General features: G+C 63.0%; 25 protein-coding genes and 2 pseudogenes. 11 read left to right on the top strand and 16 right to left on the bottom strand.

Going from position 1 to position 26,200, the window contains the following annotated elements; genetic code table 11:
* Positions 1 to 2 precede the first annotated feature (2 nt).
* From MAFF_RS08520 to ada, 4 genes are all read right to left on the bottom strand, one after another.
* Positions 3 to 746 carry a 2OG-Fe(II) oxygenase gene (locus tag MAFF_RS08520; protein ID WP_010910483.1) on the bottom strand — a complete coding sequence of 248 codons (744 nt, stop codon included), beginning with the start codon at positions 744 to 746 and terminating at the stop codon, positions 3 to 5.
* The gene (locus tag MAFF_RS08515) at positions 743 to 1,297 is read right to left on the bottom strand and encodes a methylated-DNA--[protein]-cysteine S-methyltransferase (protein WP_010910482.1); all 555 of its coding nucleotides are present in this window, start codon (positions 1,295 to 1,297) and stop codon (positions 743 to 745) included. The genes MAFF_RS08520 and MAFF_RS08515 overlap by 4 nt, the downstream gene beginning before the upstream one ends.
* A gap of 146 nt (positions 1,298 to 1,443) precedes the next feature.
* On the bottom strand, positions 1,444 to 1,653 hold the full coding sequence (locus tag MAFF_RS08510; protein ID WP_244420744.1) for a hypothetical protein: 210 nt from the start codon (positions 1,651 to 1,653) through the stop codon (positions 1,444 to 1,446).
* Positions 1,654 to 1,674: 21 nt separating this feature from the next.
* Positions 1,675 to 2,790, bottom strand: a complete 1,116-nt coding sequence (gene ada, locus MAFF_RS08505; RefSeq protein WP_010910480.1) for a bifunctional DNA-binding transcriptional regulator/O6-methylguanine-DNA methyltransferase Ada — start codon at positions 2,788 to 2,790, stop codon at positions 1,675 to 1,677.
* Positions 2,791 to 2,921: 131 nt separating this feature from the next.
* Here ada and MAFF_RS08500 point away from each other — a divergent pair, with 131 nt between their 5' ends.
* Together MAFF_RS08500 and MAFF_RS08495 are read left to right on the top strand one after the other, a co-directional pair.
* Positions 2,922 to 3,218, top strand: a complete 297-nt coding sequence (locus MAFF_RS08500) for a type II toxin-antitoxin system HigB family toxin (RefSeq protein WP_010910479.1) — start codon at positions 2,922 to 2,924, stop codon at positions 3,216 to 3,218.
* Positions 3,218 to 3,616, top strand: coding sequence for a helix-turn-helix domain-containing protein (locus MAFF_RS08495; protein ID WP_044548138.1), 399 nt, complete (start codon positions 3,218 to 3,220; stop codon positions 3,614 to 3,616). Before MAFF_RS08500 ends, MAFF_RS08495 begins: the two co-directional genes overlap by 1 nt.
* 49 nt (positions 3,617 to 3,665) lie before the next feature.
* On the opposite strand, the gene MAFF_RS08490 is transcribed toward MAFF_RS08495, so the two are convergent.
* Entirely contained in the window at positions 3,666 to 4,358 is a 693-nt protein-coding gene (locus MAFF_RS08490; RefSeq protein WP_010910477.1) for a winged helix-turn-helix transcriptional regulator, read from the bottom strand.
* Between the two features lie 177 nt (positions 4,359 to 4,535).
* On the opposite strand from MAFF_RS08490, the gene MAFF_RS08485 reads away from it, so the two are divergent.
* Positions 4,536 to 4,862, top strand: a complete 327-nt coding sequence (locus MAFF_RS08485; RefSeq protein WP_044550660.1) for a DUF1330 domain-containing protein — start codon at positions 4,536 to 4,538, stop codon at positions 4,860 to 4,862.
* A 121-nt stretch (positions 4,863 to 4,983) separates the two neighbouring features.
* On the top strand, positions 4,984 to 5,520 hold the full coding sequence (locus tag MAFF_RS08480) for a hypothetical protein (RefSeq protein WP_010910475.1): 537 nt from the start codon (positions 4,984 to 4,986) through the stop codon (positions 5,518 to 5,520).
* An 83-nt stretch (positions 5,521 to 5,603) separates the two neighbouring features.
* On the opposite strand, the gene MAFF_RS08475 is transcribed toward MAFF_RS08480, so the two are convergent.
* Together MAFF_RS08475 and MAFF_RS08470 are read right to left on the bottom strand one after the other, a co-directional pair.
* Positions 5,604 to 6,674 carry a phosphatase PAP2 family protein gene (locus MAFF_RS08475; RefSeq protein ID WP_010910474.1) on the bottom strand — a complete coding sequence of 357 codons (1,071 nt, stop codon included), beginning with the start codon at positions 6,672 to 6,674 and terminating at the stop codon, positions 5,604 to 5,606.
* Between the two features lie 265 nt (positions 6,675 to 6,939).
* The gene (locus tag MAFF_RS08470) at positions 6,940 to 7,389 is read right to left on the bottom strand and encodes an ester cyclase (RefSeq protein WP_044548136.1); all 450 of its coding nucleotides are present in this window, start codon (positions 7,387 to 7,389) and stop codon (positions 6,940 to 6,942) included.
* A 233-nt stretch (positions 7,390 to 7,622) separates the two neighbouring features.
* Between MAFF_RS08470 and MAFF_RS08465 the strand changes: the two genes are divergently transcribed.
* Positions 7,623 to 9,722 carry an EAL domain-containing protein gene (locus MAFF_RS08465; protein ID WP_010910472.1) on the top strand — a complete coding sequence of 700 codons (2,100 nt, stop codon included), beginning with the start codon at positions 7,623 to 7,625 and terminating at the stop codon, positions 9,720 to 9,722.
* A gap of 248 nt (positions 9,723 to 9,970) precedes the next feature.
* Here MAFF_RS08465 and MAFF_RS08460 read toward each other — a convergent pair whose 3' ends face one another.
* The gene (locus tag MAFF_RS08460; protein ID WP_032930954.1) at positions 9,971 to 10,168 is read right to left on the bottom strand and encodes a hypothetical protein; all 198 of its coding nucleotides are present in this window, start codon (positions 10,166 to 10,168) and stop codon (positions 9,971 to 9,973) included.
* 195 nt (positions 10,169 to 10,363) lie between these two features.
* On the opposite strand from MAFF_RS08460, the gene MAFF_RS08455 reads away from it, so the two are divergent.
* Complete coding sequence (locus MAFF_RS08455; protein ID WP_010910471.1) at positions 10,364 to 11,089, top strand: 3-keto-5-aminohexanoate cleavage protein; 726 nt, start codon at positions 10,364 to 10,366, stop codon at positions 11,087 to 11,089.
* Between the two features lie 13 nt (positions 11,090 to 11,102).
* On the opposite strand, the gene MAFF_RS08450 is transcribed toward MAFF_RS08455, so the two are convergent.
* Together MAFF_RS08450 and MAFF_RS08445 are read right to left on the bottom strand one after the other, a co-directional pair.
* Entirely contained in the window at positions 11,103 to 12,623 is a 1,521-nt protein-coding gene (locus MAFF_RS08450) for an AMP-binding protein (RefSeq protein WP_080511816.1), read from the bottom strand.
* A gap of 32 nt (positions 12,624 to 12,655) precedes the next feature.
* On the bottom strand, positions 12,656 to 13,471 hold the full coding sequence (locus MAFF_RS08445; protein WP_010910469.1) for a p-hydroxycinnamoyl CoA hydratase/lyase: 816 nt from the start codon (positions 13,469 to 13,471) through the stop codon (positions 12,656 to 12,658).
* A 166-nt stretch (positions 13,472 to 13,637) separates the two neighbouring features.
* Between MAFF_RS08445 and MAFF_RS08440 the strand changes: the two genes are divergently transcribed.
* On the top strand, positions 13,638 to 14,069 hold the full coding sequence (locus MAFF_RS08440; RefSeq protein WP_010910468.1) for a MarR family winged helix-turn-helix transcriptional regulator: 432 nt from the start codon (positions 13,638 to 13,640) through the stop codon (positions 14,067 to 14,069).
* Between the two features lie 6 nt (positions 14,070 to 14,075).
* Here the strand turns inward: MAFF_RS08440 and MAFF_RS08435 are convergent.
* Both MAFF_RS08435 and MAFF_RS08430 read right to left on the bottom strand, forming a co-directional pair.
* Positions 14,076 to 14,758, bottom strand: a pseudogene (locus MAFF_RS08435) (YoaK family protein).
* On the bottom strand, positions 14,755 to 15,957 hold the full coding sequence (locus MAFF_RS08430) for an NAD(P)/FAD-dependent oxidoreductase (protein ID WP_244420742.1): 1,203 nt from the start codon (positions 15,955 to 15,957) through the stop codon (positions 14,755 to 14,757). The pseudogene MAFF_RS08435 and the gene MAFF_RS08430 overlap by 4 nt, the downstream one beginning before the upstream one ends.
* Before the next feature lie 133 nt (positions 15,958 to 16,090).
* Between MAFF_RS08430 and MAFF_RS08425 the strand changes: the two genes are divergently transcribed.
* Together MAFF_RS08425 and MAFF_RS08420 are read left to right on the top strand one after the other, a co-directional pair.
* Positions 16,091 to 17,392 carry a tetratricopeptide repeat protein gene (locus MAFF_RS08425; RefSeq protein ID WP_010910464.1) on the top strand — a complete coding sequence of 434 codons (1,302 nt, stop codon included), beginning with the start codon at positions 16,091 to 16,093 and terminating at the stop codon, positions 17,390 to 17,392.
* Between the two features lie 8 nt (positions 17,393 to 17,400).
* Positions 17,401 to 18,120 carry a hypothetical protein gene (locus MAFF_RS08420; RefSeq protein WP_044548134.1) on the top strand — a complete coding sequence of 240 codons (720 nt, stop codon included), beginning with the start codon at positions 17,401 to 17,403 and terminating at the stop codon, positions 18,118 to 18,120.
* A gap of 67 nt (positions 18,121 to 18,187) precedes the next feature.
* Here the strand turns inward: MAFF_RS08420 and gcvA are convergent, their stop codons facing one another.
* Positions 18,188 to 19,087, bottom strand: a complete 900-nt coding sequence (gene gcvA / locus MAFF_RS08415; RefSeq protein ID WP_010910463.1) for a transcriptional regulator GcvA — start codon at positions 19,085 to 19,087, stop codon at positions 18,188 to 18,190.
* A gap of 127 nt (positions 19,088 to 19,214) precedes the next feature.
* Between gcvA and MAFF_RS08410 the strand changes: the two genes are divergently transcribed.
* The gene (locus MAFF_RS08410; protein ID WP_010910462.1) at positions 19,215 to 19,919 is read left to right on the top strand and encodes an SDR family oxidoreductase; all 705 of its coding nucleotides are present in this window, start codon (positions 19,215 to 19,217) and stop codon (positions 19,917 to 19,919) included.
* A gap of 399 nt (positions 19,920 to 20,318) precedes the next feature.
* Here MAFF_RS08410 and MAFF_RS08405 read toward each other — a convergent pair whose 3' ends face one another.
* A complete protein-coding gene (locus MAFF_RS08405; RefSeq protein WP_157865941.1) occupies positions 20,319 to 20,933 on the bottom strand; it encodes a hypothetical protein in 615 nt (204 codons plus the stop codon).
* A gap of 82 nt (positions 20,934 to 21,015) precedes the next feature.
* On the opposite strand from MAFF_RS08405, the gene MAFF_RS08400 reads away from it, so the two are divergent.
* Entirely contained in the window at positions 21,016 to 22,008 is a 993-nt protein-coding gene (locus MAFF_RS08400; RefSeq protein WP_157865939.1) for a hypothetical protein, read from the top strand.
* A gap of 272 nt (positions 22,009 to 22,280) precedes the next feature.
* Here the strand turns inward: MAFF_RS08400 and MAFF_RS08395 are convergent, their stop codons facing one another.
* Positions 22,281 to 24,716, bottom strand: a complete 2,436-nt coding sequence (locus MAFF_RS08395) for a putative bifunctional diguanylate cyclase/phosphodiesterase (RefSeq protein WP_063825839.1) — start codon at positions 24,714 to 24,716, stop codon at positions 22,281 to 22,283.
* 162 nt (positions 24,717 to 24,878) lie between these two features.
* Positions 24,879 to 26,158 (bottom strand): annotated as a pseudogene (locus tag MAFF_RS08390) (cytochrome-c peroxidase).
* Positions 26,159 to 26,200 lie beyond the last annotated feature (42 nt).

The following is a 26,200-nucleotide window of genomic DNA, read 5'->3' as shown; positions in this document are numbered from 1 at the left end:
CTTCACCTCGCGTCGTGGAAGATGATGCCGACCGTGTGGCGCATGCCTGAGCGCAGGCGGCTGACGCCGTGGCGCAGGTTGACGCGGTAGTTGCCTTTCGTTCCCTGCACCGGCCGGTTGTGGACGGCGAAGGCCACGGCGTCGCCCTGGCGCAAGGGCACCACCTCGACCCGGCTCTGCATGCGCGGCCGCTGCTCGGTCAGCGCGAACTCGCCGCCGGTGAAATCCTTGCCCGGCTCGGAGAGCAGGATCGCCACCTGCAGGGGAAAGGCGAGGTCGCCATAGAGGTCCTGGTGCAGGCAGTTGAAGTCGCCGGGGACATATTGCAGCAGAAGCGGCGTCGGCCTGACCTGGCCGGCGGCGTGGCACTGGTCGAGAAAATCGGCATGCGTGGCGGGGTAGCGCAGCGGGATCGCCATGCGCTCGTTCCAGCGGTTGGCGACCTCGCCCAGCCTGGGATAGAGCGCGCTGCGCAACCCGCCGAGCAGATCCGGCAAGGGATAGCGGAAGTAGCGATACTCGCCCTTACCGAAACCGTGCCTGGCCATGTGGATGTGGCTGCGGAAATGTTGTTCCTTGATGTAGAGGCCGGCGATCTGCCGGCACTCTTCGGGCGTGAGCAGCTTTTCCATCACCGCGCAGCCGAAGCCGTCGAGTTCGGCGGCCAGCGCCGGCCAGTCGTAAGTGGCGACGCGTGTTTCGGCGGCTTCCACAACGGGTGCGGCAACCTTGGCGTGGGCGTTCATATCGCGGCCTCCTTATCGAGCAAAGCGCGCTTGCGTTCGATGCCCCAGCGGTAGCCCGACAGCGTGCCGTCGGCACGGACAACGCGGTGGCAGGGAATGCCGAGCGCGATGGCGTTGGCGGCACAGGCGGTCGCCACGGCACGCGCGCCGTTCGGCCGGCCAAGGCGCCGGGCAAGCGCGGTGTAGGTGATGGTGGCGCCACAGGGGATGGCGCGCAACACCTCCCACACTCTTTGCTGGAACGGCGTGCCGTTGCGCATGTCGAGCGGCAGGCCAAGGCCGGCGCCGGGCGTTTCGATGAAGCGGGCAATCGCCGCGAGATCGCCGCGCAGGGCGGCCTCGTCTTCGACCAGCACCTTGCCGGGGAAACGGTCGGCGAGGTCCTGCTCCAGCGCCTCGGCGTCGGAGCCGATCAGGATGGCGCAGACCCCGATCGCGCTGCGCGCCGCCAGGATCTTGCCGATCGCCGATTGGCCGACGGCGTAGGCGACGGTGTCGAGGGTGGCGGTGTTGCGGGCTGTCGTCGGCATGTGGGTTTGTATCGGGTTCATTGTCTTCGCTCCTGTGTTTGTGCTTGAACCCTAGCCGCGTGCCTTGCGTCCCTCACTCCGATGCTTGCTTTCAAATTCAAATCTCAGGGTTTGAGGGGCTAGCGATGCCAAGGTAAGCACCCTACGAGAGCTGATTTTGAAGATGTTCATGCGACACGCGTGACGGACACCTCACCCAGCAGGAAAACCTCACCCGACAACAGCCGCAGTTCGATCTCGCCACTCGCAGTACGGCTCCACTCGGCCTTGCCGGCATCGACCAGTTCGCCGATGGCGGCCAAGACCTGTGACTTCGCGTCGATGGCAGCACCGTTGGCGATCTGGCTGTTCGCACCGGCGGCGGATGACCTTGCCATCGTGCGCATCGCCGGTCCTCGTCAGGCCCGCGAGGACCGGTGGGCCCGCGCCGATCCGCCGGCCTCGCGTTCAATCAGCGCGTGCTTGCGCTCGGCGCCCCAGGCGTAGCCGGACAGCGCGCCGTCCTTGCGGATCACGCGGTGGCAGGGAATGGCGACCGCGTGCGCATTGGCGGCGCAGGCGGCTGCGATGGCGCGGGTTGCTCTGGGTGAGCCGATGCGCTCGGCGATCTCGGCATAGGACACCGTGCCGCCGACCGGGATGTCCTGCAAGGCCTGCCAGACGCGCTGCTGGAATGCGGTGCCGCGCACGTCGAGCGGCAGGTCGAGGCCGAGCTGTGGGGACTCGACGAAACCGACGACGCGGGCGACAAGCGCTTCGTAGTCGCGGTCGCCGCCGATCAGCCGCGCCCTGGGGAAACGGTCCTGCAGGTCGCGCACCAGCGCGTCCGGATCGTCACCGAGCAGGATCGAGGCGACGCCCTTGCGGCTCGACGCGACCAGTATGGCGCCGAGCGAGGTCTGGCCGACGGCGAAGCGTATATCCTCATTGGCGCCGCCCGCACGGTAGCGCGTCGGCGTCATGCCGAGCATGCCGGTGGATTTCTCGTAGAAGCGTCCGCTTGAGTTGAAGCCGGCATCGTAGATCGCCACTGTGACGCTGGCGCCGTCTTCGAGACCCTGGCGGACCCGGGCGGCGCGGTGTGCGGCAGCATAGTCCTTCGGCGTCAGCCCGGTGATTGCCTTGAAGACGCGGTGGAAATAGCCGGCGCTGCGGCCGGCGGCATCAGCCAGTTCGCCGAGCGATGGCTCTTCCTCGCTCTGTTCGATCCTGCGGCAGGCGTCGGCGACCATCGCGGCATTGCCAGCCTCCAGCGAGGGACCATCCGGGTTACAGCGCCGGCAGGCGCGAAAGCCGGTCGCCTTCGCCTGAGCCAGCGTGTCGTGCAGCTGGACATTGGCGGGGTTGGCGCGCCGCGACGGGCAGGAGGGCCGGCAGTAGACGCCGGTCGTCGCCACCGAATACCAGAACTCGCCGTCCGCCGACTTGTCGCGCGCGACAATGCGCGCCCACCGCGGATTGTCGGTGACCGGCAGTGGGGTGGATTTCAGATTCTTGGCCAGGGTGATGAACATGGCCGCATTGAAGCCGCCGGAAGCCGGCCTCGCCACCCGTTTCCTGACAACTGTCAGGATGCCTCGCACGGGTTCTTCCCAGATTGGGAATTTTCACTTGTTCCCAATTTGGGAAGTTGCTATATCAAGCCGTGCAGATCATCGCCAAGAAAGCGCTGAAGGTTTTTTGGGCCAAACACAATCACGCCGAAGCTCCTTTGACGGCTTGGTATGTGGCTGTCAGCAATGCTGATTGGAAGACCCCGGCCGACATCAAGGATGCGTTTGGAGCGACAGTCGATTTCGTGGGCGACAATCGCGTCATTTTCGACATTGGCGGCAATAAATACCGTTTGATTGTCCACGTCGCCTACAAGTTTCACCGCGTTCTGATCAAATTCGTCGGGACGCATAAAGAGTATGACAAGGTTGATCCGGAGAAGGTGTGATGGAGAATATTCGACCCATTAAGACCGAAGCCGATTATGATTGGGCGATCGCCGAAATCACCAAATATTTCGAGAATGAGCCAGAGGTCGGCTCTCTCGATGGTGACCGCTTCGATGTTCTGGCAACGCTGATCGAGGCTTATGAGGATAAGCACTACCCGATCGAAGCGCCCGATCCCGTTGAAGCTATTCAGTCGCACATGCAACTGTTCAACCTGTCGCGAAAGGCTCTGGCTGAGGTGATCGGGTCATCGCCTCGGGCAACCGAGGTGCTGAACAGAAAGCGGGCTCTGACACTGGATATGGTCTTCAAGCTGAACAAGGAATGGAACATTCCTGCCGAAGTCCTCGTGCAACCCTATCACCTTGCGAATGATAGGGAGCGCAAGCGCGCCTGAGCCGGCGCCAGACCGACAAGGCAGCGGCAAATACTCATTGCGGTATCATTTACGCCGCGCGTTTGGGCTCCACCGCGAACGGGCTGAGCCCGAGCCAGGTCTGCATCTTCTTGCCGATAGCCTGGTCGCCGGTCAGGGCAACCTTTCCGCCGGCCTTCTCGACGGTCAGCAACCCCATCCAGATTGCTGTCATCGTGTGCAGGTCGGTGGAGACGTAGAGGTCGACATCGAAGCCCGGATCGTACCAGCACAGGTCGACTTCGCCGTGCTTTTCGACGATCAGCCACCACGAGCGTTTGGATGCCGGCAGATCCTGATACAGAAATTGTATCACCGTGCGCCCTTCGGGGAGTGGCGAGGGGTTCAGATTGCGCCGCATGTCCCACATCAGCAGCGACGGATCGAGGTTCTTGAGCGACAGCCGGGACTCGACCCATTTCTGCCCCCAAAAGCCCATCGCCTCGACGACGGGGCGCAAATCGCGGCCGGCCTCGGTCAGCCGGTAGTCGAAGATGCCTTTCTCGCCCGGCACCTCCTTGCGCTCGACGATCCCTGCCAGTTCGAGCTCCTTCAACCGTTGCGACAGAAGGGTCGGCGACATTTTGGGGACGCCGCGGCGCAGGTCGTTGAAGCGGGTCGAACCCGCCACCAATTCGCGCATCAGCACCATCGTCCAGCGGGTGCACAGCACCTCGGCGGCCATCGATAGCGGGCAGAACTGCTTGTATCCGTGCTGGCTCATGATCGGTGCTCCTCCCTCGAAGCTGGGCCGAACATTAGGCCTTCATGAATGAAGCGGCCAGTACGGAAACTGTACCACCCCAGTACAGATCGCGGACTGGTTGGCGACGGTCCTGCCATGCGAGCCCTTTGGCCGGTCGCACGGGATAACCCTGTGCGCCGCAACCAGGAGACGACCATGACTGCTTACGTCATCGCTGATATCAAGATGAAGGATCCGAAATGGGTGCCTGCCTACGCGGCCTCGGTGCACGACATCGTCCACAAGCATGGCGGCAAATACCTGTCGCGCAGCGGCAATGTGAAGACGCTTGAAGGCAAGCCGCTCGACACCACGCTGATCGCCCTGATGGCGTTCCCGTCGGAAGCGGCGGCGCGCGCCTTCACCAATGATCCGGCCTATGCGCCTTTCGTTTCGGCGCGTCAGGGCGGCAGCGACAGCCGCTTCCAGCTGATCGACGATACCGATTTGGCCGGAACGATCCCGTATCTGCCGAAGGGATGATCCTTCCCGGCAGTCGTCACATCGATTTCGGGATCTCCAAGCAACAACAGTCACAGCGCTTGCCTTTCGCGCCGCCGTATTTCCGGCGGCCGGCCAGCTGTGCTTTTTCAAGAAGAATGGAATGGACATGATATCAAATCTTCGCAACAGGCTCGTCATGGCGGGGGCCATGCTGGCCGTCTGCGCCTCCTTCGCGCAGGCGCATCAGGAAGCGGCCACCACCGAGACGGGTTCGAATCCGCTGGCCGAGAAGGTGCGGGCGGCCAACAGCCGGTTTCTCGACGTCAAGGCGGCGACAGCCGAGGGCTATGCGCCCATTCCCTGCGCCAGCGGCATCAACGGTGGCGCCATGGGCATCCACTACGTCAGCGGCCAGTACCTGAAGGACGACAAGATCGACATCGCCCGTCCCGAGGCCGTGATGTACGAGCCGATGGCCGACGGCCGGCTTAAGCTGGTGGCGGTCGAATATATCACCTCGAAGGGACCGGCGTCGCTGGATGGACAGCTGTTCAACTTCAACAGCGCCCCCAACCGCTACGGCCTGGGGGAATTCTACGAGCTGCATGTCTGGGCCTGGAAGGGCAACCCGACCGGCACTTTCGCCGACATGAACCCGAAAGTGTCGTGCGAGCACACGATGGCGCCGAGCCAGTAAGCAAATAGGCCAGGCGGCGTTCACGCCGCCTGGCCTCTTTCGAAATGCGGTGGGGTGGTTCGGCGGGCCTCAGGCAATCCCGGTCATTGCGACGCCGGTTCGGGCAGAGGCAGGCGCATCCCGGCGGTGTCGCGGCTCGTCCGCGGCAGAACGAAACGGCCGGTCAGGTACCAGATCACGGACACGACAAGGATCGAAAGGTAGCCGTCCACGGCATAGTGCCAGCCGGTGTAGACCGAGCCGAACAGGATGAGCGCCGCGAAGGACCAGCCGGCCACGGCCCAGCGGCGCCCGAAACCGCTCAGGAAAAAGGCGTTGAGCGTGACGAAGGCGACATGCATGCTTGGCATGGCGGAGATGCCGCTGCCCAGTTCGGGGTGGCCGCTTGTGTAGGCCATGAGCAGATAGTGGGCATAGACATGGACCGACGCGGCGTAGTCGTTCTGCGCGAGCGCGGTCTGCAAGGCGGCAAACCGGTCGCCGCCGTAGAACTGGTCGTGAAATATCGGACCGGCGGAAGACAGCGCCATGGCCAGAACGGTGCCGCACAGGATCGTGGTCAGCGCGAGCGCCCACAGATAACGCAAACGCGCTGCCGGGTTGTTCCAGAAGGCGACGAACAGCAAGGTGCCGAACCATTGCACGTGCCAGCCATATCCGTAGCCGATGAAGATGACAGCCGAAATGCGTTCGGGAACGACGCGGTGCGCCCATGTCCAGGGATCGGCGCCATGCAGCCCAAGATCAAGCTCCGCCAACATGCGGTCGGCATAGAATGGCACGATCTCCGGGATGGCGATCTTGAAGGTGGTGAAGGCGGTAATGCCGAGAAAGGACAGGAGGATCACCGGTGCGGCGCCCAGCCAGCGCTGCTTGAGCATGTCAAGCATGAACCGCGTCGGGCTATGCCTGGCAAATGTCAGCGCCATCACGCCGAGGCCGGCGGCAAGAAGCGTAGGCAGGAAGAAGACGAATGGCTTTGTGTAGGATTGCGCCAGGTGCAGATAGCGGCCCGGCTGCAGGCTAAGCGCGGCCAAGGCATAGGCCAGGCACAGGGCGGTCAGCATCCAGCCGCTCCTGGTCGCGGCGATGTCCAGGTCAAAAACGCCAAGCGGCCGGCGCTCGCCGTTCCGCTGCGCTGTGTGCGCACCCATCGAGGAAAACCCACCCGCTGCCCAAGCATTAACAGGAGGTATTTCGCTGTTGAAGTATTACTATTCAGTTACACTTTTGGATGGATGAACATCATAAATATTAGGTGCCTATAATTCTTCCTTTTCTGTCAAGGATTCGTTGACGACGATGTCGTCGTTGAATGCAGACGTAGTGACCGCGCCGGAGCCGTTCCAAACCCGAAGGTTGCCGGGCTTCGGCCGCAGTCGAAGCGGGCCATCGCCTGGTCGACGATGGCCCTGCGCATCAGGCAGCCTTGATCAGGCCGAGCTGGGTCAGCGCCGCGACGCCGTCGTCGAGGCCGATCTCCTCGACGATCCTGCCGTCGATCACCTTCAGCACCGTGGTGCCGGTGAAGCGCATGGCGCGGCCGGTGGTGGCGGGCAGCGAACCGGCGAGGAAATCGCCGAAGGCCGGGCCGGTATGCCTGCCGCCGCCCTCCCATTGGCCGACGACATAGTCGCCCTCGGCGATGAGATCGGTGGTGGCCCAGAAGTTGAGATCCGGGAAAGCGGCGCGGAAATCGGTCATGAAGGCCCTGATGTCGTCGCGGCCCCGGCGCGGTTCATGCAGCGAATATTTGAGCAGCATGTCGGGCGCGGCAATATCGTCGACGACGGACAGATCGCAGGTTTCACCCCAGAAGTCGGTGAACCATCTGACGACGACGGCCTTGTTGTCTTCCTGTTTGGTCATTGGGAGCGTCCTTTCGTGTTTGGCTGGGTCTCGGCGCATCGATGTCGCCGATGACCTGAGCCATCCCTAGGACCATCGGGAGAGCGCAAAACTCCGGTTCTTGCCGGCCAATCGAAAGACGGAGCGCCACGAAATATTGCAGGCGAGAAGGCATGCCTGCCGCGTCCCGGTAACTGTTTCTTCTCTGGTTCTGATGCAGATTGCCCGCGGATGGGACAGGCGAAAAACGGACTATGGCGCGTCTAGGCAAGAAAAGTCGCAATGGAGCGTTCTGGGCCAAGGCCCTGGAGCGCGCCCATCTTGGCGTCTGGGACTGGGATCTTCGCAGCGGCGACTGCTTCTATTCTGCAACCTGGGCGCGAATGCTGGGCTATGAAGAAGATGAACTCGCTAACACCAGTGATCTGTGGCTGCAGCTCACCCATCCCGACGACCGCGAGCGGGCGCTGGCCAGCGGCGACCGCCACATTGCCGGGCTGACCGATGCCATCGAGACAGAACTGCGGCTGAAGCACAAGCTGGGCCACTGGGTGTGGGTGCTCGACCGCGGCGGCATCGTCGAAAGCGGCGCCGACGGGCGTCCGCTGCGGCTGATGGGCGTACAGACCGACATTTCAAAGCAGAAGGCGGCCGAGGCCGCGCTCGAGCAGGTCACGATGCGCTTCCGCCTGGCGCTCGCCGCCAGCGGCACCGGAATCTGGCACTACGACATCGCCACCCACAAAAGCTATTGGGATGCGCGCACCAGGGAGATGTTCGGCGTCGTCGCCGATGCCGACGAGGTGGCGGCCGACCTCTGGCACAGTTTTCTGCATCCCGACGACAAGGAAGCTACCGAGCGGGCGCATTGGCCGTCCCCTGGCTCGAACGGTGTAACCGCCTCGCAATACCGCATCGTCAAGCGCGACGGCGAGATCCGCCACATCGAATCGCTCGTGCGTTACGTCGCCGCCGCGGGCGCTGCCGGCCAGATCCTCGGCACGGTTCGCGACATCACCGAGGACAAGTTGCGCGAACAGGAGCTTGCGTTCGCCGCCCGCCACGACGCGCTGACCGGCCTGTGGAACCGCGCCGCCTTCGACAGGCTGCTTGCCGACCACATCGCCAAGGGCGTGCCGCTGGCGGTGTTCTATGTCGATCTCGACTACTTCAAGGCGCTCAACGACTTCGCCGGCCACGCCGCCGGCGACCTGGCGCTGAAGAGCGTGGCGGCGGGCATTGGCCGCTGCCTGCCGCCGTCGGCGCATGCGGCGCGGCTCGGCGGCGACGAATTCGCTTTGCTGGTGCCCCACTGCGACGCCGCGCAAGCCGAGCGGCTGGCCGCGGCCATACTGGCGGCCGTGCGCAGCGCCGATCTCGGCCTTGCCGCGACCGCGCGGCGGCTCGCGGCAAGCATCGGCATCGCCATCGTCAACGACCGGGCCACCACGGTGGCCGATGCGCTGGCCTGCGCCGACGACGCCTGCTACGCGGCCAAGGCCGCCGGGCGCGATCGCTTCGCGGTGTTTTCGGCTGAAGCCGCCACCGGCGGCCTCAACGCGGCGCGGCTCGCCGCCGACACGGTCGACGCCATGGAGGACGGAAGGCTGAAACTGTTCGGCCAGGAGATCCACCGGCTGGGCCGGCCGTGGCAGGAAAACCGCCATGTCGAAGTGCTGGCGCGGCTTGTCGGTCGCGGCGGCAAGCTGATCCCGCCCAGCGAATTCATCCCGGCGGCGGAACGCTTCGGCATCGCCGCCAGGCTCGATCGCTGGATCATCCGAACCGCGCTCTCGCGGCATGGCGCGGCGATGAAGTCCGGCGCGATCACGCTCGGCTTCAACCTGTCGGCGCAGACGCTGAGCGATCCCGGACTGTGGGACTTCGTCGACAGTATCATCGAGGAGACCGGGGCGCCGCATTCCGGCATCGGCTTCGAGATCACCGAAACCGCCGCCGTCACCAATTTCGATGCCGCCGAGACGTTCGTGCGCAAGGCGCGCGAGCGGCGCTGCAAGGTCAGCCTCGACGATTTCGGCGCCGGCATGAGCTCGTTCGAATATCTCAGACGCTTTCCCGTCGATGCCATCAAGATCGACGGTTCCTTCATCGAGCACATGGCCGAAAGCCGCTTCGACCGCGAGATCGTCTCGGCCATATCGGGCATTGCCCGCAGCGTCGGCTGCACCGTCGTGGCCGAGAAGATAGAGCAAGCCGAGACGCTTGGCATCCTGCAGACGATGGGCGTCGATTTCGGCCAGGGTTTCCTGCTGCACCGGCCCGAGCCGCTGGAGCAGATCGTCGCTCGGGCGGCCGGGCCGGCACGCGCAGCACCGGCCCGCAAGGCGTCCTGATGCATGTCCCCCAAAAGTGCGCAGCGGTTTTGGGATAAGGACATGCATCAAGCAGAACGCATGTCCCCCAAAAGTGCGCAGCGGTTTTGGGATAAGGACATGCATCAAGCAGAACGCATGTCCCCCAAAAGTGCGCAGCGGTTTTGGGATAAGGACATACATCAAGCAGAACGCATGTCGCCCAAAAGTGTGTAGCGGTTACACGACATGCACAAGGCAAAGACTTGAAGCGCGTCGACGCGCTTCAATCAGACGGGGTGCCGCGCCGTCGCCGCTTGTGGAAATTCCAGCACACCGGCCTCGGGCCGCCTGTATTGTGCCTCCGCCACCATTTCGATCAGCAGGTCGAGAGCCTCGCATGCCGCGCGGCTCGTCTCGTCATTGCCGCGCAGATAGTGATAGGCGCGTTCGAGATGGATGCGGGCGGCTGAAAAATCGCTGGTCAATGGTTCCCTCCATGATCCCGCCCTAATTTATCTTGGCTGGCCCGGCGGAATGCGGGGTAAATATCCACAGGCGGGTTTTATTCAAATGCTGCGGAATGGGGGCGGGGCCGCACTGTCAGGAGAGACGCCGCGCTACTCTTTGCCCTGCCTTGTCGCGCGGCTAGACTGCCGTCTCCCTTGTCCAAGGTGGCATCCATGATCGTCCAGGCCTGCATCAATGGAGCGCGCGCGCGCGATTTTCACCCGAAGCTGCCGCTGACGGCGCAGGCCATGGCCAGCGATGCGGTTGCCTGCGTCGCGGCCGGTGCTGGCGAACTGCACATCCATCCGCGCGGCGCCGATGGGCGTGAAAGCCTGGCCGCCGTCGATGCGACGGTGCTGGCCGTGCGCCGGGCCTGCCCGGGCACGCTGGTCGGCGTGTCGACCGGCGCCTGGATCGAGAACGATGTCGCGCGCACCCGCGCGGCGACCTCCGGCTGGCGCGAGTTGCCCGACTATGCCTCGGTCAACCTCTCCGAGGCCGATGCGCCCGCCTTGATGGAGCTGCTGCGCCAGCGCGGCGTCGGCATCGAGGCCGGGCTCGCCACGACAGAAGACGCCGAGCGGTTCGTGGCGCTCACCGGCCACGACCGGGTGCTGCGCATCCTGATCGAGATCGACATACCGGACCTCGCCGCAGCACTTGACGAGGCAACCGGCATCGCCGCCGTGCTCAAGCGCACCGAAGTGCGGCGGCCGATCCTGCTGCACGGCGTGGACGCCACCGTCTGGCCGTTCGTCGAGCTAGCCCGCCAAAAGCGCTGGTCGACGCGCGTCGGGCTGGAAGACGGCAGGACGCTGGCGGATGGAACGGTGGCGAAGGACAATGCGGAGATCGTCGCGGCTGCGGCGGCGGTTTTCCGCTCCGCGTCCGCCGGCTGAATGGCGGTCTGCCTCAGCTGTGCTTGCGGACAGGTGCTGTCCAGCTGCGCAAAATGTGTTTCTGGATCTTGCCGGATGCGGTGCGCGGCAGTGCATCGGTGAGCAGGAACTCTTTCGGCACCTTGAAGCGGGCGATGCGGGCGCCGCAATGGCTTGCCAGATCGGCCGGATCGACGGCGCATCCGGGTTTCACCACGACGAAGGCGCGCCCGACTTCGCCCCAGCGCGCATCGGCGATGCCGATCACGGCGGCTTCGGCGATGCCGGGATGGTCGAGCAGCACGGTTTCGATTTCGACGGGATAGACGTTCTCGCCGCCGGAAATGAACATGTCCTTGCGGCGGTCGACGAGGGTGACGAAGCCTTCCCCGTCGCGCCGCGCTATATCGCCGGTGCGGAACCAGCCATCGGCGGTGAAAGCGCGCTGCGTTTCTTCCGGCCGGTTCCAATAGCCTGGCGTGATCGAGGGGCCGGACAGCCATATCTCGCCGGGCTCGCCGGCCGCGACGTCGCGGCCATCGTCGTCGACGAGGCGCAGGCCGATCGTCGGCGCCGGCAGGCCGGCCGAACCTGCCTTGCCGGCGATGCGGCCGGCCTCGACCGGCATGCCAAGCACCGTGCCCGCCTCGGTCATGCCGAAGCCGTCGGCCATGCGCACGCCCTGGGCCAGCCACCAGCGGATATCCGTGGCCGGATTTGGCGCGCCGCCGGTGAAGATGGCGGTGAGCGAGGTCCAGCGCGACGGCGCGAAGTCGGGGTGGTCACGCAGCATCCTGGCCATCTGCGGCACGCAGAAATAATGAGTGACGCCGAGGGCAGGATCGGCGAGGCGGCGATTGGTGGCACCGGCATCGAAGCCGGGCGAGATCAGCACGGTGCCGCCCTGAAGCAGCGTCGGGCGCAGGCTGGTGATGAGGCCGATGACATGGAACATCGGCGCGTCGCAGAGGAAGATGCTGGCATTGCCGACCCGGCCCAGCACGCTGAAATTGACCGCCGTGGCGAAGGCATTGCGCTCGGTGACGATGACGCCCTTTGGCCGGCCCGACGTGCCCGATGTGTAGAGGATTATCGAGGGCGCATCGTCAGCGGGCAGGGGACGGCGCGGCGCCAGCGTCTCTGCCTCGACCGCCGCCGTGAAGGCGGCGACATCGACAGGGATGCAGCGCCCGGGCAATGCCGCCTGCGGGGCCGCGTCATGCAACAGCAGCGCCGGATCGCAATCGGCAAGGATCGCCTGCTGTTCCGCACTGGCAAGCCGCCAGTTGACCGGCACGAAGATGGCGCCGAGCCGCATTGCGGCCTGCTGCAGGATCAGGAGATCGGCGCTGTTTCGGGCCAGCGTGGCGATCCGTTGGCCGGGCTTGATGCCGTAGCCGGTTTCGAGGACGCGCACAGTGCGCTGGATGGCCTCGTCAAGCGCGGCATAGGTCCAGCGCCGGCCGGAGGCCAGGTCGACGCAGGCGACGCGGTCCGGCTGCGCGCCGGCATGCAGGGCCACCGGGTCTAAAGTCGTCAAGGCCGGCATGCGCATCTCCTCCCAGATTGCGTCGATGGCTTATCGCGTCATCTGGCCTTGTCGTAAGCGCCGAGACCTGGCTTGTAGCTCTTTTCGTCGATGAACTGGCGAATGCCTTCCTTGCGGCCCTCATTGTCGTGCGAGTTGGCCGCCTCCTGCGCCCGCACCAGATAGTCCTCGGCATTGTCATAGGTCATTTCGCCGACGCGGCGGATGGCGTCCTTGGTCGCCTTCAGTGCGATCGGGTTCTTCTTCAAGAGGATGTTGGCTACCTCGGTGACCCGCGCCTTCAGCTCCGCCAGCGGCAGGCTTTCATTGACCAATTTCCAAGCGGCGGCTTTCCTGCCGTCGATGAGTTCGCCGGTCAGGGCGTGGTACATGGCGTCACGCATCGACAGGAGGTCGACCACCACCTTGGTGGCGCCGCCGCCGGGCAGGATGCCCCAGTTGATCTCGGACAGAGCGAACTGCGCCTCGTCGGCGGCGAAGGCGAGGTCGCAGGCGAAGAGCGGGCCATAGCCGCCGCCGAAACACCAGCCATTGACCATGGCGATGGTCGGCTTGCCGTACCAGCGCAGGCGCCGCCACCAGCCATAGGCTTCCGCTTGCGCCTTGCGGACGGCGCCGAGCCCCTTGGCTTCGGTCTCGCGGAAATACTCCTTGAGGTCCATGCCCGCCGACCAGGCGCTGCCTTCGCCCGACAGCACCAGAACGCCGACATCGGCGCGATACTCGAGTTCATCGAGGACCTCCATCATGCGCCGGTTGAGCGCCGGGTTCATGCAATTGCGCTTGTCCGGGCGGTTGAAGCGCACCCAGGCGATGCCGTCATCGACATCGAAGGCAACGGTCTCATCGGTCATGGTCGGTCTCCTCCCGCTCCATCGCAGTCATGATCGCAGTCATGGAAATTGCTATGGAGCATAGCTATCTCGATTGCTATGTCGCATAGTCTTTTTCGCTTGACAAGAGCCGGCATCGCGGCGATCGGTTGGCATGGACGAAACCCAGCCTCACATCGGGCCAGAAATGATGTCCGACGACGCGCTCGATGCGCAGATCGGCTACAATCTCAAGCGCGCCTCGGCCTTCGCGCTCAATGATTTCGCGGTCGAGCTGACCGAAGCGGGCCTGCGCCCGGTCACCTATGGCATGCTGGCTCTGATCGATGAGCGGCCAGGCATCCGCGCCGCGGAACTGTGCCGCCTGCTCGGCATGAAGAGCGCCAACATGGCGCCGCTGCTTGCCGAACTGGAAGAGCGCGGATTGGTCGAGCGCGACGACCACGCCGAGGACAAGCGCGTGCGGATGCTGACCCTGACGCCGGCGGCCAGACAGGCGATGCCGGGCTGGCGGCGACAGGTTCGCCGGCACGAGGACAGGTTTCTGCAAAGGTTGACCAAGAAGGAGCGGGCGACGCTGCTGCGCCTGCTGCGCCTGATCTGGACGGATGAAGGGTGAGGCTACCTATTTGGCTTCCGCCTCCGGCGCGGAAAGCCGCAGCAGCAGCGCGGCGAGTGCGATCACCGGCGGAACGATAAAACACCAGACATTGGCGTAGGCATAGCCGAGGGCGGCAGCCGCGCAGCCGGCGGCGAAGACGGCGACCGCCGCCGCCATGCGCCGCAGGCGGGCAATGAGCGCCGGGCGGGCCTCCAGTGCCGGGCCGCCGATGAGATCGGCGAGGTCGATCATGATCTGGGTGGTGGTGCCGGTCATCAGCGTCGAGGGCGGGCCGCCGCCAGATGAACCCGGTGCACTGCGTTCTGGATCGCCATGGCGGCGACCAGCACCATGCCGGTGACGATCGCGGCAGCGCTATCGCCGCTGGCGAAAGGGCCGAAGCGGATCGCCAGCGCCGCGCCGATGACGAGCAGCGCCAGTTTGATCGAGAGCAGCACGCCGAGCGCCTGATGTCCGCGCCGGCGCAAATGCTCGCCGGCCAGCCGGGTCAGGATGACGACGATGCAGAACACCGGCAGCGCCAGCAGCTTTGCCAGCACGCCCGAAATGCCGAGCACCAGCGAGGCGCCGAGGGTGACGAAATTCCCGGTGACATGCGCGGTGAACAGGCCTTGCAGCGCCAGGAAGCCGGCCGTGTCGACATAGCCGCCATTGAGGCTGAGCAGCAACGGCAGTGTGGGTTTCATAGTGTCGTCGCCGGGACCAGAAAGCGGTCAGGCGCCAGCGCCGCGGCGGTGACGCCGAGGGCGGCGACATCTTCCGGCAAGGGCTCGCCGCGCATCAGCGCCGCGCTCAGCCGGGCCAAGGTCAGCGACACCTGAAAACCATAGCCGCCCTGGCCGCCGAGCCAGAAGAAACCGGGCAGGCGGGGGTCGAAGCCGGCGACCGGCGTGCGGTCGGGCGCGAAGGTGCGCAGGCCCGCCCATGGCGTCGACGGACGGCCGATGCGCATCGTCGTCGCCTGCTCGATGCGGTCGACGGCGATGGCGACGTCGATGTCCTCCGGCCAGGCGTCGCAAGGCTCGGAGTCGGTCTCGTCGGCGAGAGAGCCGATCAGCCTGCCGGCGTCGGGCTTGAAGTAGAATTGTTCGTGCAGGTCGACCACCAGCGGCCAGCTGGCGATGTCGGTGCCGGCAGGCGGGTCGAACAGGAAGGCGGTACGGCGTTTGGGCTGGAAGCCGAGGCCGGAGAGCCCGGCCAGGCCGGCGACGACATCGACCCAGGCGCCGGCGGCGTTGACGACGATGTCGGCTGGATAGACACCGCCACTCGTTTCCACCCGCAGGCCGCCGCCGTCTTGAGAGATGGCGCGCACCTCCTCGCCGGCGCGGATCAAGCCGCCGCCGGCCTTCAGCGCCGAGGCGTTGGCCGCCAGCATCTTGCCGGTGTCGATATCCACCGCGTCCGGCTCGTAGGCGCCGCCGCAAGTGGCTTCAATGGCAATGGCGGGAACCAGCGCGTGGAGCTCGGCCGCCGACAGGCGGCGCACGCTGGGCACCAGCGCCTGCAATTCATCGGCCAGCCGGTCTATTGCCGCGCCATCGCCGGTCCAGCCGACATGCAGCGCGCCGCGCCGATGGGCGACAAAGCCGCCCTCGACTATTTGCTGCCGGCTGGCCAGCGTCAGCGCCCGCACCAGCCGGTTGCCGTAGGTCTCGGTGAACAAGGCGGCGGAGCGGCCGCTGGCGTGATAGCCAAGATGCGGCTCGCGCTCGAGGACGGTGACTTCAGCCCAATCCCGCACCGCTGCCGCAAGCGACAGGCCGGCAATGCCACCACCGATGACGACGATTTTTTGGGGAGGATTCGACTGCATCCAGCAGTCGTATCGCCGCGCCATGGAGCTGACAATGTCGGAGTAACCGAACCTTGGTGATTCCAGCATGGGCCATGCCTACCTGTCGGGCTAGGCCGAGATGCTGTGCGTTGCTCATATGGGTTGGCGATTGTAGATATACTGTCTAGTGTCCAGCTTTAGTCCGACATCGTTGTTTTCGGTAACACTTCAGCAGCAGCCAATGACGACCGACGAACCTATCGGACTTCAATTCAGATCCCGCGAGGCGTTAACCGAAAGCATTGATAGCGACCCGTCCAGCTATGACGCCTGGGAAGAGTTGATCAATCTGGAGGCTTGGGAAGGCAATGTAGACACTGCCGTTTCTGCCCTTCTGCGAGCAGTTGATGCGGTGTCCGACAGGGACCGGCTTTGGCAAATGGTCGATGAATTTTCGTGGGTCTATGGAATTGGACGGGAGCCGATCATCGTTTTGTACGAGCGATGGAAAATTGATACGCATCAAAGCGCTTCAACAAGCATTTTCTTCGCGAAGCAATTTAAGGAGTTCGATCTTCTGGAGTTCAGCAACGAATGCATCTCGCGCGCGGAGCGCGAAGTGCACACTGCACAGGACTGCGTCTGGCTTGCGGAGTATATGCGCGAAAATGGGGAAGCACCGCGAGCCCTGGCCGTGTTGCAGCGTGGGATAGTCGCTCACCCGCGCGACGCAACGATATGGGATTGCCTCGCCGACACACATCGCCTCGGGAAATCGGCGCGCGAACTGGCGGAAGCGAGCTATCAGTCGTTCAAGCAATGCCGCCTCGACGGAGTCACGGAAAAAGCCGATGTCGCCTGGGCATCCTTCGGCTGGATGCTCGATACGGTTGGCAACTATTTCTCGGCCGAGGAAGCCTATCGCCAGGCGATGGAAATTGATCCACGCTATAGCTGGCCCATAGGGAAGTTGTCAGGATTGCTGCGTCGTCGTTTCGGCCGCTACCACGAGGCCGAAAGCCTTGCGCAACGATGCGTTGAGATCGATCCTGACGATGCCTGGTCGTGGTTCAATCTCGGTTTTCTTCATCATCATCATCTGAACCGCTTTGGCGATGCCAAGGCGGCGTATTCACGGGCAATCGAACTCAAGCCGGACTATGTCAAGGTTTGGGAGAATCTTGTGGCGCTGATGGCCTTCGAAACAGATACGCCAGCGGAGACTCAAGAGACTTTTGACAAGCTATTCGAGCTGAGCGGCATTTCGGCTTTTGCCTATAATCAGTACGGCATCTTTCTCCGCGAAATGACGGACCGATATGATGAATCGGAGAAAGCTCTGCTGCATGCGATCGACATGGAGCCAGCCGAATGGTCCCACAGGTTGGCGTTGGCAGTCTTGTATGAAAAGCGCATGCTCAGATTCGGGGACGCTCGGAAACGCCTGCTTGAAGCAAAGGAGCGCGGCGCTCCGGTCGACAACATAGACTACCGCCTGGCCTTGATTGCGCAGCGTCGGCGGCCCTTGAAAGTTATCAAGTAAGGAACGGTATGAAGCGTCTACTGTATTCGATCTTTGCCGCGCTTTTCGTGACATCAGCGCTTGCTCACGTTCCACCAACCGCCCCGGCTTACGCGAAGGATTTGTTCTCCAGATTCGATGAACTTTTGAGGCAGCGACAGATTGAAGGCAGGTTGCCAAGGCTTGATGACCCTAGGGACCGGGAAACACTCCAGAAAATCTGGAACGGTGACGCTCTCATAGGCTCGCCACCGTACGATATGAGTGACCTGGACACGCTGGCTCTGGTGATGGACAAAAGTGGATCGTTGGTGAGACTTTACGGTCAAGCTACCCAATCACCACTGGTCAACGAAGCCACACAGTCAATGGCGCTTGCGATTCGGGTGGCGGGTGCTTCTCAGCCAGCTTTCGATGATTTCCTTGCGCACCAACCAAACGTTGCGGAAATGCTGCGCGCCAATGGCGCCAAAGCTCGACGAGGCATAGAAAAGATGTTTCGCGGCGCCTCTATTTTTCTGGCTGATCCGACACTGACGGATGAGAACGAGATAACTCTCGTTGAGTCGCTAAGATCCGGTGGCCCTTATCTGGCACAGAGCGTCTCTACGGATCGTCGCCAAGCCTTGGTTGATATGTTTGTTCCGTTGGCGGCAAAGCTTCCTCCTACTGCTCAAGAATCGCTCAAGGTCTTTATGCAGGAAATCAAAACCGCCGACTGCAATCGGCTATGTGCCGACAGTATGTGATATCGGCCAGGATGCATTGGTCGATCCGATTGGCCTTCGCACCGTCGTGGGAATGGCCGTGTCGGCCTCACAACAACGCCCGTTCCCCCGCGTCCAGCAGCCATTGCCGCACGGCCTGCGTCGGCTCGGGATGGCGCTGCTTTCTCGGCATCACGACATGGAAATCCTGCGTGCCACGCATTTCGCCGCTGACCGGCTGGACGAGCCGGCCGGCGGCGAGGTCGGCGGCGACGAGGAAGCGGCTGGCCAGCGCTATGCCCTGGCCGGCGATGGCCGCGTCGATGGCGAGGCTGGTCTGGTTGAAGCGCATGCGTTTCAGCTCTGCCGTCATCTTCAGGCCGACCACCTTTTCCATGAATTCCGGCCACAGATTGTGCGCGTCGTGCAGCAGCACGTGATGCTGGATTTCGGCCGCCGGGATTTCGGTGGCGCCGGCCGGCAGCAAGGCCGGGCTGCAGATTGCGATGATCTGCTGGGGAAACAGCAGGTCGACGACCAGGCCGGCGCCGAAGGGCGGGCGACCTTGCCGCACCGCTATGTCGACGCCATCGGCCTGGAAGCTCGACAGGCTTTCGCTCGCCAGCACGCGCAAGTCGACCAGCGGATTGTCGGCCATGAAATCCTGCAGCCGGGGGATCAGCCATTTGGTGGCGAAGCTCGGCGTCACGCTGATCGTCAGCCGTGCCGGCTCGGGACGCAGCAGCAAGGTTGCCTCCGAGATCAGGTCGAAGGCGCGGCGGATGTTGGGCACATAGGCGCGGCCCTGATCGGTCAGCGCCAGGCCGCGGGGCAGCCGCTCGAACAGTTTCGTGCCGAGATGGGTCTCCAGGCCGCGAATGTGCTGGGCCACCGCGCCTTGGGTCACATTCAACTCCTCGGCGGCGATGCGGAAGTTGAGATGGCGCGCCGAGGCCTCGAAGGCGCGCAGTGCATTCAGCGGCGGCAGGCTGAGGAAGGCTTCGGGCATGCAGGAGTTTTTCTACTGGTTGATTTCAGGCATTCTGGTTCGAACCGCGCGGCAGAACCAGCTATATCACCGTTCAAATCCCGAAAACACCGCTTGCGGTGCCCGCCAACCCTGAGAGGAAGACCCAATGAGTGTAGAAAAAGTGGCTGTTGTCGTGGCCGGTGGCAGCGGCATGGGGGCGGCGGCGGCCAAGCGCCTGGCGGCGGATGGGTTCAAGGTCGCCATTCTCTCTTCCTCGGGCAAGGGCGAGGCGCTGGCCAAGGAGCTGGGCGGGCTCGGCGTCACCGGCTCCAACCAGTCGAGCGACGATTTGCAGCGCCTCGCCGACCTGACGCTGGAGCGTTTTGGCCGCATCGACGTGCTGGTCAACAGCGGCGGCCACGGGCCGCGCGCGCCGATCCTGGAGATCACGGACGAGCAGTGGCGCACCGGCATGGACGTCTATCTGATGAACGTCATCCGGCCGGTGCGCATCGTGGCGCCGCAAATGGTCAAGCAGAAGGGCGGCGCCATCATCAACATCTCGACGGCCTGGGTCGCCGAGCCGAACGTGATGTTCCCGACCTCGGCCGTGTTCCGCGCCGGAGTGACCGCCTACACCAAGATCTTCTCCAACACTTACGCCGCCGACAATGTGCGCATGAACAATGTGCTGCCCGGCTGGATCGACAGCCTGCCGACCGTCGAAGAGCGCCGCGACAACGTGCCGATGCAGCGCTACGGCACATCAGAGGAGGTCGCCGCGACGATTGCGTTCCTGGCTTCGGAGGGGGCGGGCTATATCACCGGCCAGAACATCCGCGTGGATGGGGGGGTTATAAGGGCGCTGTGAGGCCTTGACAGGCTTGGGTTCCTCGCCCCCACGGAAGTGGGGGAGAGGTGGCCGCGAAGCGGCCGGAGAGGGGGCCTTCGTAAAGCAAAGACATTGCTCAGAAAGCTCAGGCCACGGTCGCGCCAGTCCCCCGCAAGCGGCTACGGAATGCACACATCTGGCAGTGCAGTGCGGCGGATTGACTCTCGGCTTGAGGAGGGCTGGCGGTCTGGGCTTTCGGCGTGATTCTGTGTCAGGCTCTTTGCTTTGTTTCGAGGTGTCGCATGCTTGTTGAGCAACCATCGCTGGGCCGTTTCGGAGATTTGCGCCTCGACAAAAGGGGCGATGCTGCTCGACCGCATGGCTGCGCGCCAAGATATCTGCCTGCGCCGGCTTCGAAGCGGTGATTGGGATTATCGGTCATGATGTTAGTCCGGGAATGCTCGCGCTAAACTCAGTTGCTAAGTTTTCTAGGTCACTCTTTGTGATTTCAAGTCCATTATTCAATTGAAATTGCTGACCATTTGTAGCTGGCAAACGGCGCATAAAACCGTATGTTTGTATCGTTTTGTGTGGGTCGTTGAGTATCTTCAATTTTCCCTCAATCGCCCTCTCTTGAAGGGTGTGAAGAAATCCAGAAGCGGGGCCAACAATGTTATCTTGGCGCATGTCTGTTTCAGCCAAAAGGCACGCGGCCTCCTCCAGCGTGAACTTGTCGTGTGTAGAGACGAACCTACGGACAGAGTCCGGAATCCTTTTCAGATCCAAATTCTTAGCATATTCCGTCAGATAAATCCGGTGTGGAGCGACAATCAATCCCACGACGACCGCAGCAATAAAAACAGCCGCAAAGACAGCAAAAGGAATCACGTTCACTGCGGATTCCCACTTGCCTGAGTACCAAATGGCTGCACCGGAGAAGGTGGCAACCGCTCCCGATGCTGCCTGAGCAACACCAAGTTTGCCAGCGAAAGCAATACGTATGACGCGCCAGTAGAAGGCGCGTAGGCCCATCTGATTTTCTGCTCCACCCATGCCATCCACACTGCCCGTATTTCGAGCGCTTGTGTAGTGGTTACAGCGCAAGCACTATGTGCGCAGGCAGGAGGGGACTTCGTTGAAAGGTGATCGCAACCATACCCTAACAGTTGGCATCGCGGCCGCCTTCGTCTGTGTGGTCCTTGCGGCAATGATGGGTTGGTACTTATCATCCGAGAGTGTCCAGTACGATAAGCAGGCAGACCATTACGCCGCAGAATTTGCATCCCACACCGACCAGGAAATAGCGCAATCCTGCGGACTCGCGACCGGCCTCGACCTCATAAAATGCCTTCGTGATGAACTTGAAGCCGATCGCGACACTAAGCGCGGCGAGGCTGATCTGGCGGCACAGCAAAAGGTAGCTAAGTGGTCCCTTGGGGCGGTTATCCTGTCCGCTTTATCCGTGCTCTTCACTGCTGGCGGAATATGGCTTGTCTTTTTGAACTTGCATGAGGCCAGAAAGGTCACCGCTCTGTCGGTAGTGGCCACCAATGCCTCCGTAGAGGCTAACAAGGTTGCTAGAGAGCAATTTGCTTTCGGGCAAAGGCCGTGGCTGGCGCTCAAGCGTCCGAAAATTAGTGCCAGCTTGGATGACGGCGAGGTCAGCTTGTATTTCTCCATCGACGCAGAAAATACCGGGAACACTCCCGCATTCGCGGCCGAACTGAAGAGCACGATTAAGTTCTCTAGACGGGTTGGTACCAGCAACATAACTGCCGTGCGCAAGTTCGCCGAATCCAGCGTTGTTACGTCCTCGTGGGAAAACAACCACAAAGTGATTTTCCCCGGCAAACAAAGAGGTTTTTGGGAATATCTCAGGGATGAAATTCCGAATAATCGTGGTGTTGTGCCAGACGCCGACCAATCGTCTGGTGTTGTTGTTGACGCCACTTTCGTCAGGGTCATTTATTGTGTTTGCTATAGAGCAAACGGCATCGACAAAATTCTGACAACCGCAGGCGAGGTTATATTTAGTATCAGGTCGATCCGCGTCTCCGCCAACCGTCTGCTGGAACCCCTGACAGACGTGGAGAGGTACACGCACTATGGCGTTGGCTTCGCCACATAATCCACCTAGAATCACCGCCACCGCTAGCGCCAACCTACGCATTAGCGCACCCTCCGTATCGGAGGGGCTGGTAGGATGTAATTCCTAGCATGTTTTTTACGTGCCTACATCCGGTTTTTCCGTCCGGAATTGCGTCAAAACAAGGAGTTAGAGCGGTTCGCCGGTCCCGTGAAACGGTGAACTGGTCTGGCTGCCACTATCGATCTTGCCAAAAAGCATCCTGCGCGGCCACCAGCGCTGTGGCGTCCGGTGCCATCGTGCCGTCTGGCAGATTACGCGGTCAGGGCTTCCGGCTGTTCGAAAAGCGTATGAAGCTCGGAGGCCGGCATCGGGCGGCCAAAATACCAGCCCTGGACATCCGTGCAGCCATTCTCCTTGACCAGCCTGTACTGGTCCTCGGTCTCGACGCCTTCGGCGGTCGTTGTCATGCCGAGCGTGGTGCCGAGTTCAGCGACGGCCTTGACGATCGCCCGGCTTTCGCTGCTCTCGCACATCAGGCTGACGAAGCTGCGGTCGATCTTGATGCGGTTGAACGGGAACGACCTGAGATAGCTCAGCGAGGAGTAGCCGGTGCCGAAATCGTCCATGGCTATGGAGATGCCGAGGTCGCGCAGACTGTACAGCGTGTTCAGCGTGTTTTCGTTGTTCGCCAACAGCACCGACTCGGTGATCTCCAGTTCGAGCCGTGACGGCAGCAGGCCTGAAGCCGCGAGCGCCGCGGCAACCTGAAGCGACAGCCCCTGCTGTTTGAACTGGGCCGGCGAAAGATTGACCGCGACCTTGACGGGCTGGGGCCATTTCGCGGCGTCGGCGCAGGCACGCCGCATGATCCACTCGCCAAGCGCGTCGATGGCGCCTGTCTCCTCGGCCAATTGGATGAACTCCGACGGCGCCAGCAGGCCGAGGCGCGGATGGTTCCATCGCACCAGCGCTTCGAAGCCAGTGAGCTGCGAGGTCTTTGCGTCATGCAGCGGCTGATAATGCAGCACGAATTGTTCTTTTTTCACGCCGAGCGCCAGTTCGGATTCGAGTTGGCGCCGCTCCTGCAGCCTTGCATCCATTCCCGGCTCGAACGACCTGCACGTGCCGCGGCCCTCCATCTTGGCCTTGTACAAGGCAAGGTCGGCATTTCGGATAAGGGTTTCCGAATTTTGCCCGTCGTCGGGGAAGACGGCGATGCCGATGCTGCCGCCGATGTTGATCTTGTGGCCCTGGATGGAGAATTCGTCGGACAGGGCATGAATGACACGGCTTGCCAGCACACCGGCCTCGTCGTTGCCGTCGAGCAGGAGTTGAAGGATGACGAACTCATCCCCGCCAATTCTGGCGACCATGGCGGTTTCGCCGGCATGGTGTTTCAACCGCTTCGCCACCGCGCCGAGAAGCTGATCGCCTATGGGATGGCCGAGCGTGTCGTTGACCGGCTTGAAACGGTCGAGATCGACGCAATGGACGGCCAGCTTCTCGTCGTCCCTGAGGCTTCGCAATGCCTCGTCCATCGTGTCGGCCAGCAGGCCTCGGTTGGGCAGGCCGGTGAGAATATCATGCGTGGCGAGGTGCTGGATCTGGGCGGTGCGTTGCTCGACCCGACGCTCAAGGGTCTCTGCGGCCTCGACCTGCATCGTCATCGTGCGCCCGATAGCGTACCAGCATGCCAGCGCCAGCAGCGTAACCACCGCCACCGCCGCATAACCGGCCAGTTCGAATTGACGCACGGACTGGACGTCCATGTTGTTGTCGAACCGGCTGTTGGGGAAACCGGCCCACAGACGCCATGCGCTTCTGGGATCGTTGAGCGAGAGCGGAATGACTTCGGAATAGATCAGATTGGGGTCGGCCGCCGTGAAGGCACGGGAGTCCGCCGCCAGGGCCGTCGACATCTTGTGCTGGTCGGATTCAAAGCCGTAGCCTGAATTGACGATGACATAGTCGCTGCCCGGCAACAGTTTCCGCAGCGCCGAGGTAAGCATGATCGCCGAGACGGAGCCGCGCAGGCTGCCATCCTGGCCGAAGACCGGGACCGAAAGGATGAAGCCTGAGCGATCGGCGTCATTGCCGGAATGGATGAAATCGGTGTTGTCGCAGGTGATGAGCTCCTTCGTGCCGATGATCGGCACATTCAACCCGTCGATGGCGCTCGAATTCGGATAGTTCGTCTTCAGCCAGGCGAGCTGTTTGGCCAGCTCGTGGTATTCATAGGTCTCGACCTCTTCCGGCGGGCGGGTCAGTGCATTCTCGTCCAGCTTCGCCTGTTTGGCGCCGCCGGCGGCATCGGATCTCGCCTTGGCATTCACGATCAACTGGTCGAACTGGAGGATCGGCTCCTCCAGCTTGCCGGTCGCGGCATCGAAGCGGTCCGGATCGAAATCCAGCGGCAGGAAGTAGACCTCGGAAATCGAGACATTGTTGGCGAGGTTGTTGTAGATCTGCTGGATCGTCGCGCGGCCCTCATCGCCAAGGTTCGTGCCATGCCGGTCGAGGTTCCGCACGCTCGGCAGATAGCTCAGGGTGCGCACATTCTCGTAGACGGCCCGCAAGGCGTCTTCGACGGTCTTGGCCGTCGCTCTGGAAGCCGCCTGGGAGTTCTCGACATAGCGCTCCTTGGCCAGCGCGAAGTTTCGCTGGGCATCGATATGCAACGCCGCCAGCGTCGCCACGCCGGTCAACAGGATCACAACAAATCCGGCCGCTCGCCTGAATGCGTTCATCTGCGTCCCACCATCGAGTGACGAGGAATAACGCAAGGCGGTTTAGGAAGCGCTAATGGGATATGTCTTTCTTTACCGGCCCCAAGCGTGCGGCGCATCTAATCCGGCAAGATCGAGGCACCTTCTTTTCACCGGCGGACAGGCCAAACCGGGCAAGGTGGTTCAGTTCGCTGGCGCCTCCCGCTGGTCGGCGTCGGTAAGCGTGCCCAGGAAGGCGACGATGTCGTCGATCTCGGCGTCGTTGAGCGCCGGTCTGTCGCCGGGCTTTTTGCCATCGAAGGGTGGATCCTATTCAAGTTTCCCCAGTAAGCCTTTGGCAGATCGTCATATTTCCTGATCGTGCCATCGGCATTTCTGGGATACCAATGGCCGGGATCGCTGTCGCGGCTGGCGTAAAAAGCGACCGCGTCGCGCAGCGTGTGCAAGGCGCCATTGTGGAAGAAGCTCTTGCGCAGCGCGACATTGCGCAGCGTCGGCGTCTTGAACAGACCGCAATATTCGGCCCGGCCCTTGAAGTCGGTGCGCAGCGGGCCGCAGAGGCCAAGATCGACATAGGCGGGGTCGGCATTGGCGGGGATTGCCGCATTGCGCGGCACGGCGATGGCGATCAGGCCGAAATCGGTGAATTGCGGCGGCTCGCCGTCATTGGCCGGTTCGCTCAAGTGGCAGCTGGCGCAATTGCCCTTGGTCTCGTCCTCGAACAACGCGCGGCCGCGCATCTCCTGCGGCGTCAGCTTCGCCTTGCCGGCGAGGAAGGCGTCGTAGCGGCTGGAATAGGGATAGAAGTCGGCAGCGCTCTGCTCGAAGGTGCCGAGTGCCTCGGCGGCGGCGTCGAAGGTATCGCTCGCGTGGTCGAACACGTCGTCGCCGAAGGCCGCCTTGAACTCGCCGGCATAGGCGGCCTTGCGCAAGGCGGCGGTGACGGCGGCCTCATCCTTGTTGGCCATCTCGAAGGGCGAGAGCAGGGGGATTTTCGCCTGATCCTTGCCATGGTCGGCGCGGCCGTCCCAGGTCAGGCCGCCGGTCGGGCCATTGTCGACGCTCTCGTCGCCTTCGTCCTCGGAATCGTAGAAATGCTCGGTGAAGGCGGGCGCCGCCTGGAGATAGCGCAGCGACGGCACGGCGCGCACGCCGGGCCGGTCGAGCGTTGGCCCGCCCATCTCGACGGGTGCCGCCGAGGCCGGACCGAAGGCGTGGCGCGGGTCATGACAGGACGAGCAGGCCTGCTTGCCCGAAGCCGAGAGCGCAGGGTCGAAGAACATTTTCCGGCCAAGGGCGGTCAGCGCCTGCGCCCGGGCAAAGGCGTCGGCGCGCGATAGCGGGCCGGGTTGGACACTGCCTGTTCCGGCGCGGACAAGAGTTGCCGGCAAAGTAAAGGCAAGGCCGAACAACGATGCGGCGGCGGCCGCGATCATCAGGCGTTTGCCTCGTCCTGTCGTCATGAATTCCAGGTCCAGTTCGCTCAGCAGTTAGGTCCGCACTGC

Source organism: Mesorhizobium japonicum MAFF 303099, from assembly GCF_000009625.1.
GTDB classification, from domain to species: domain Bacteria; phylum Pseudomonadota; class Alphaproteobacteria; order Rhizobiales; family Rhizobiaceae; genus Mesorhizobium; species Mesorhizobium japonicum.
Note: the sequence above shows the minus strand (reverse complement) of the source record. Positions and strands in the feature narration are given on the sequence as shown.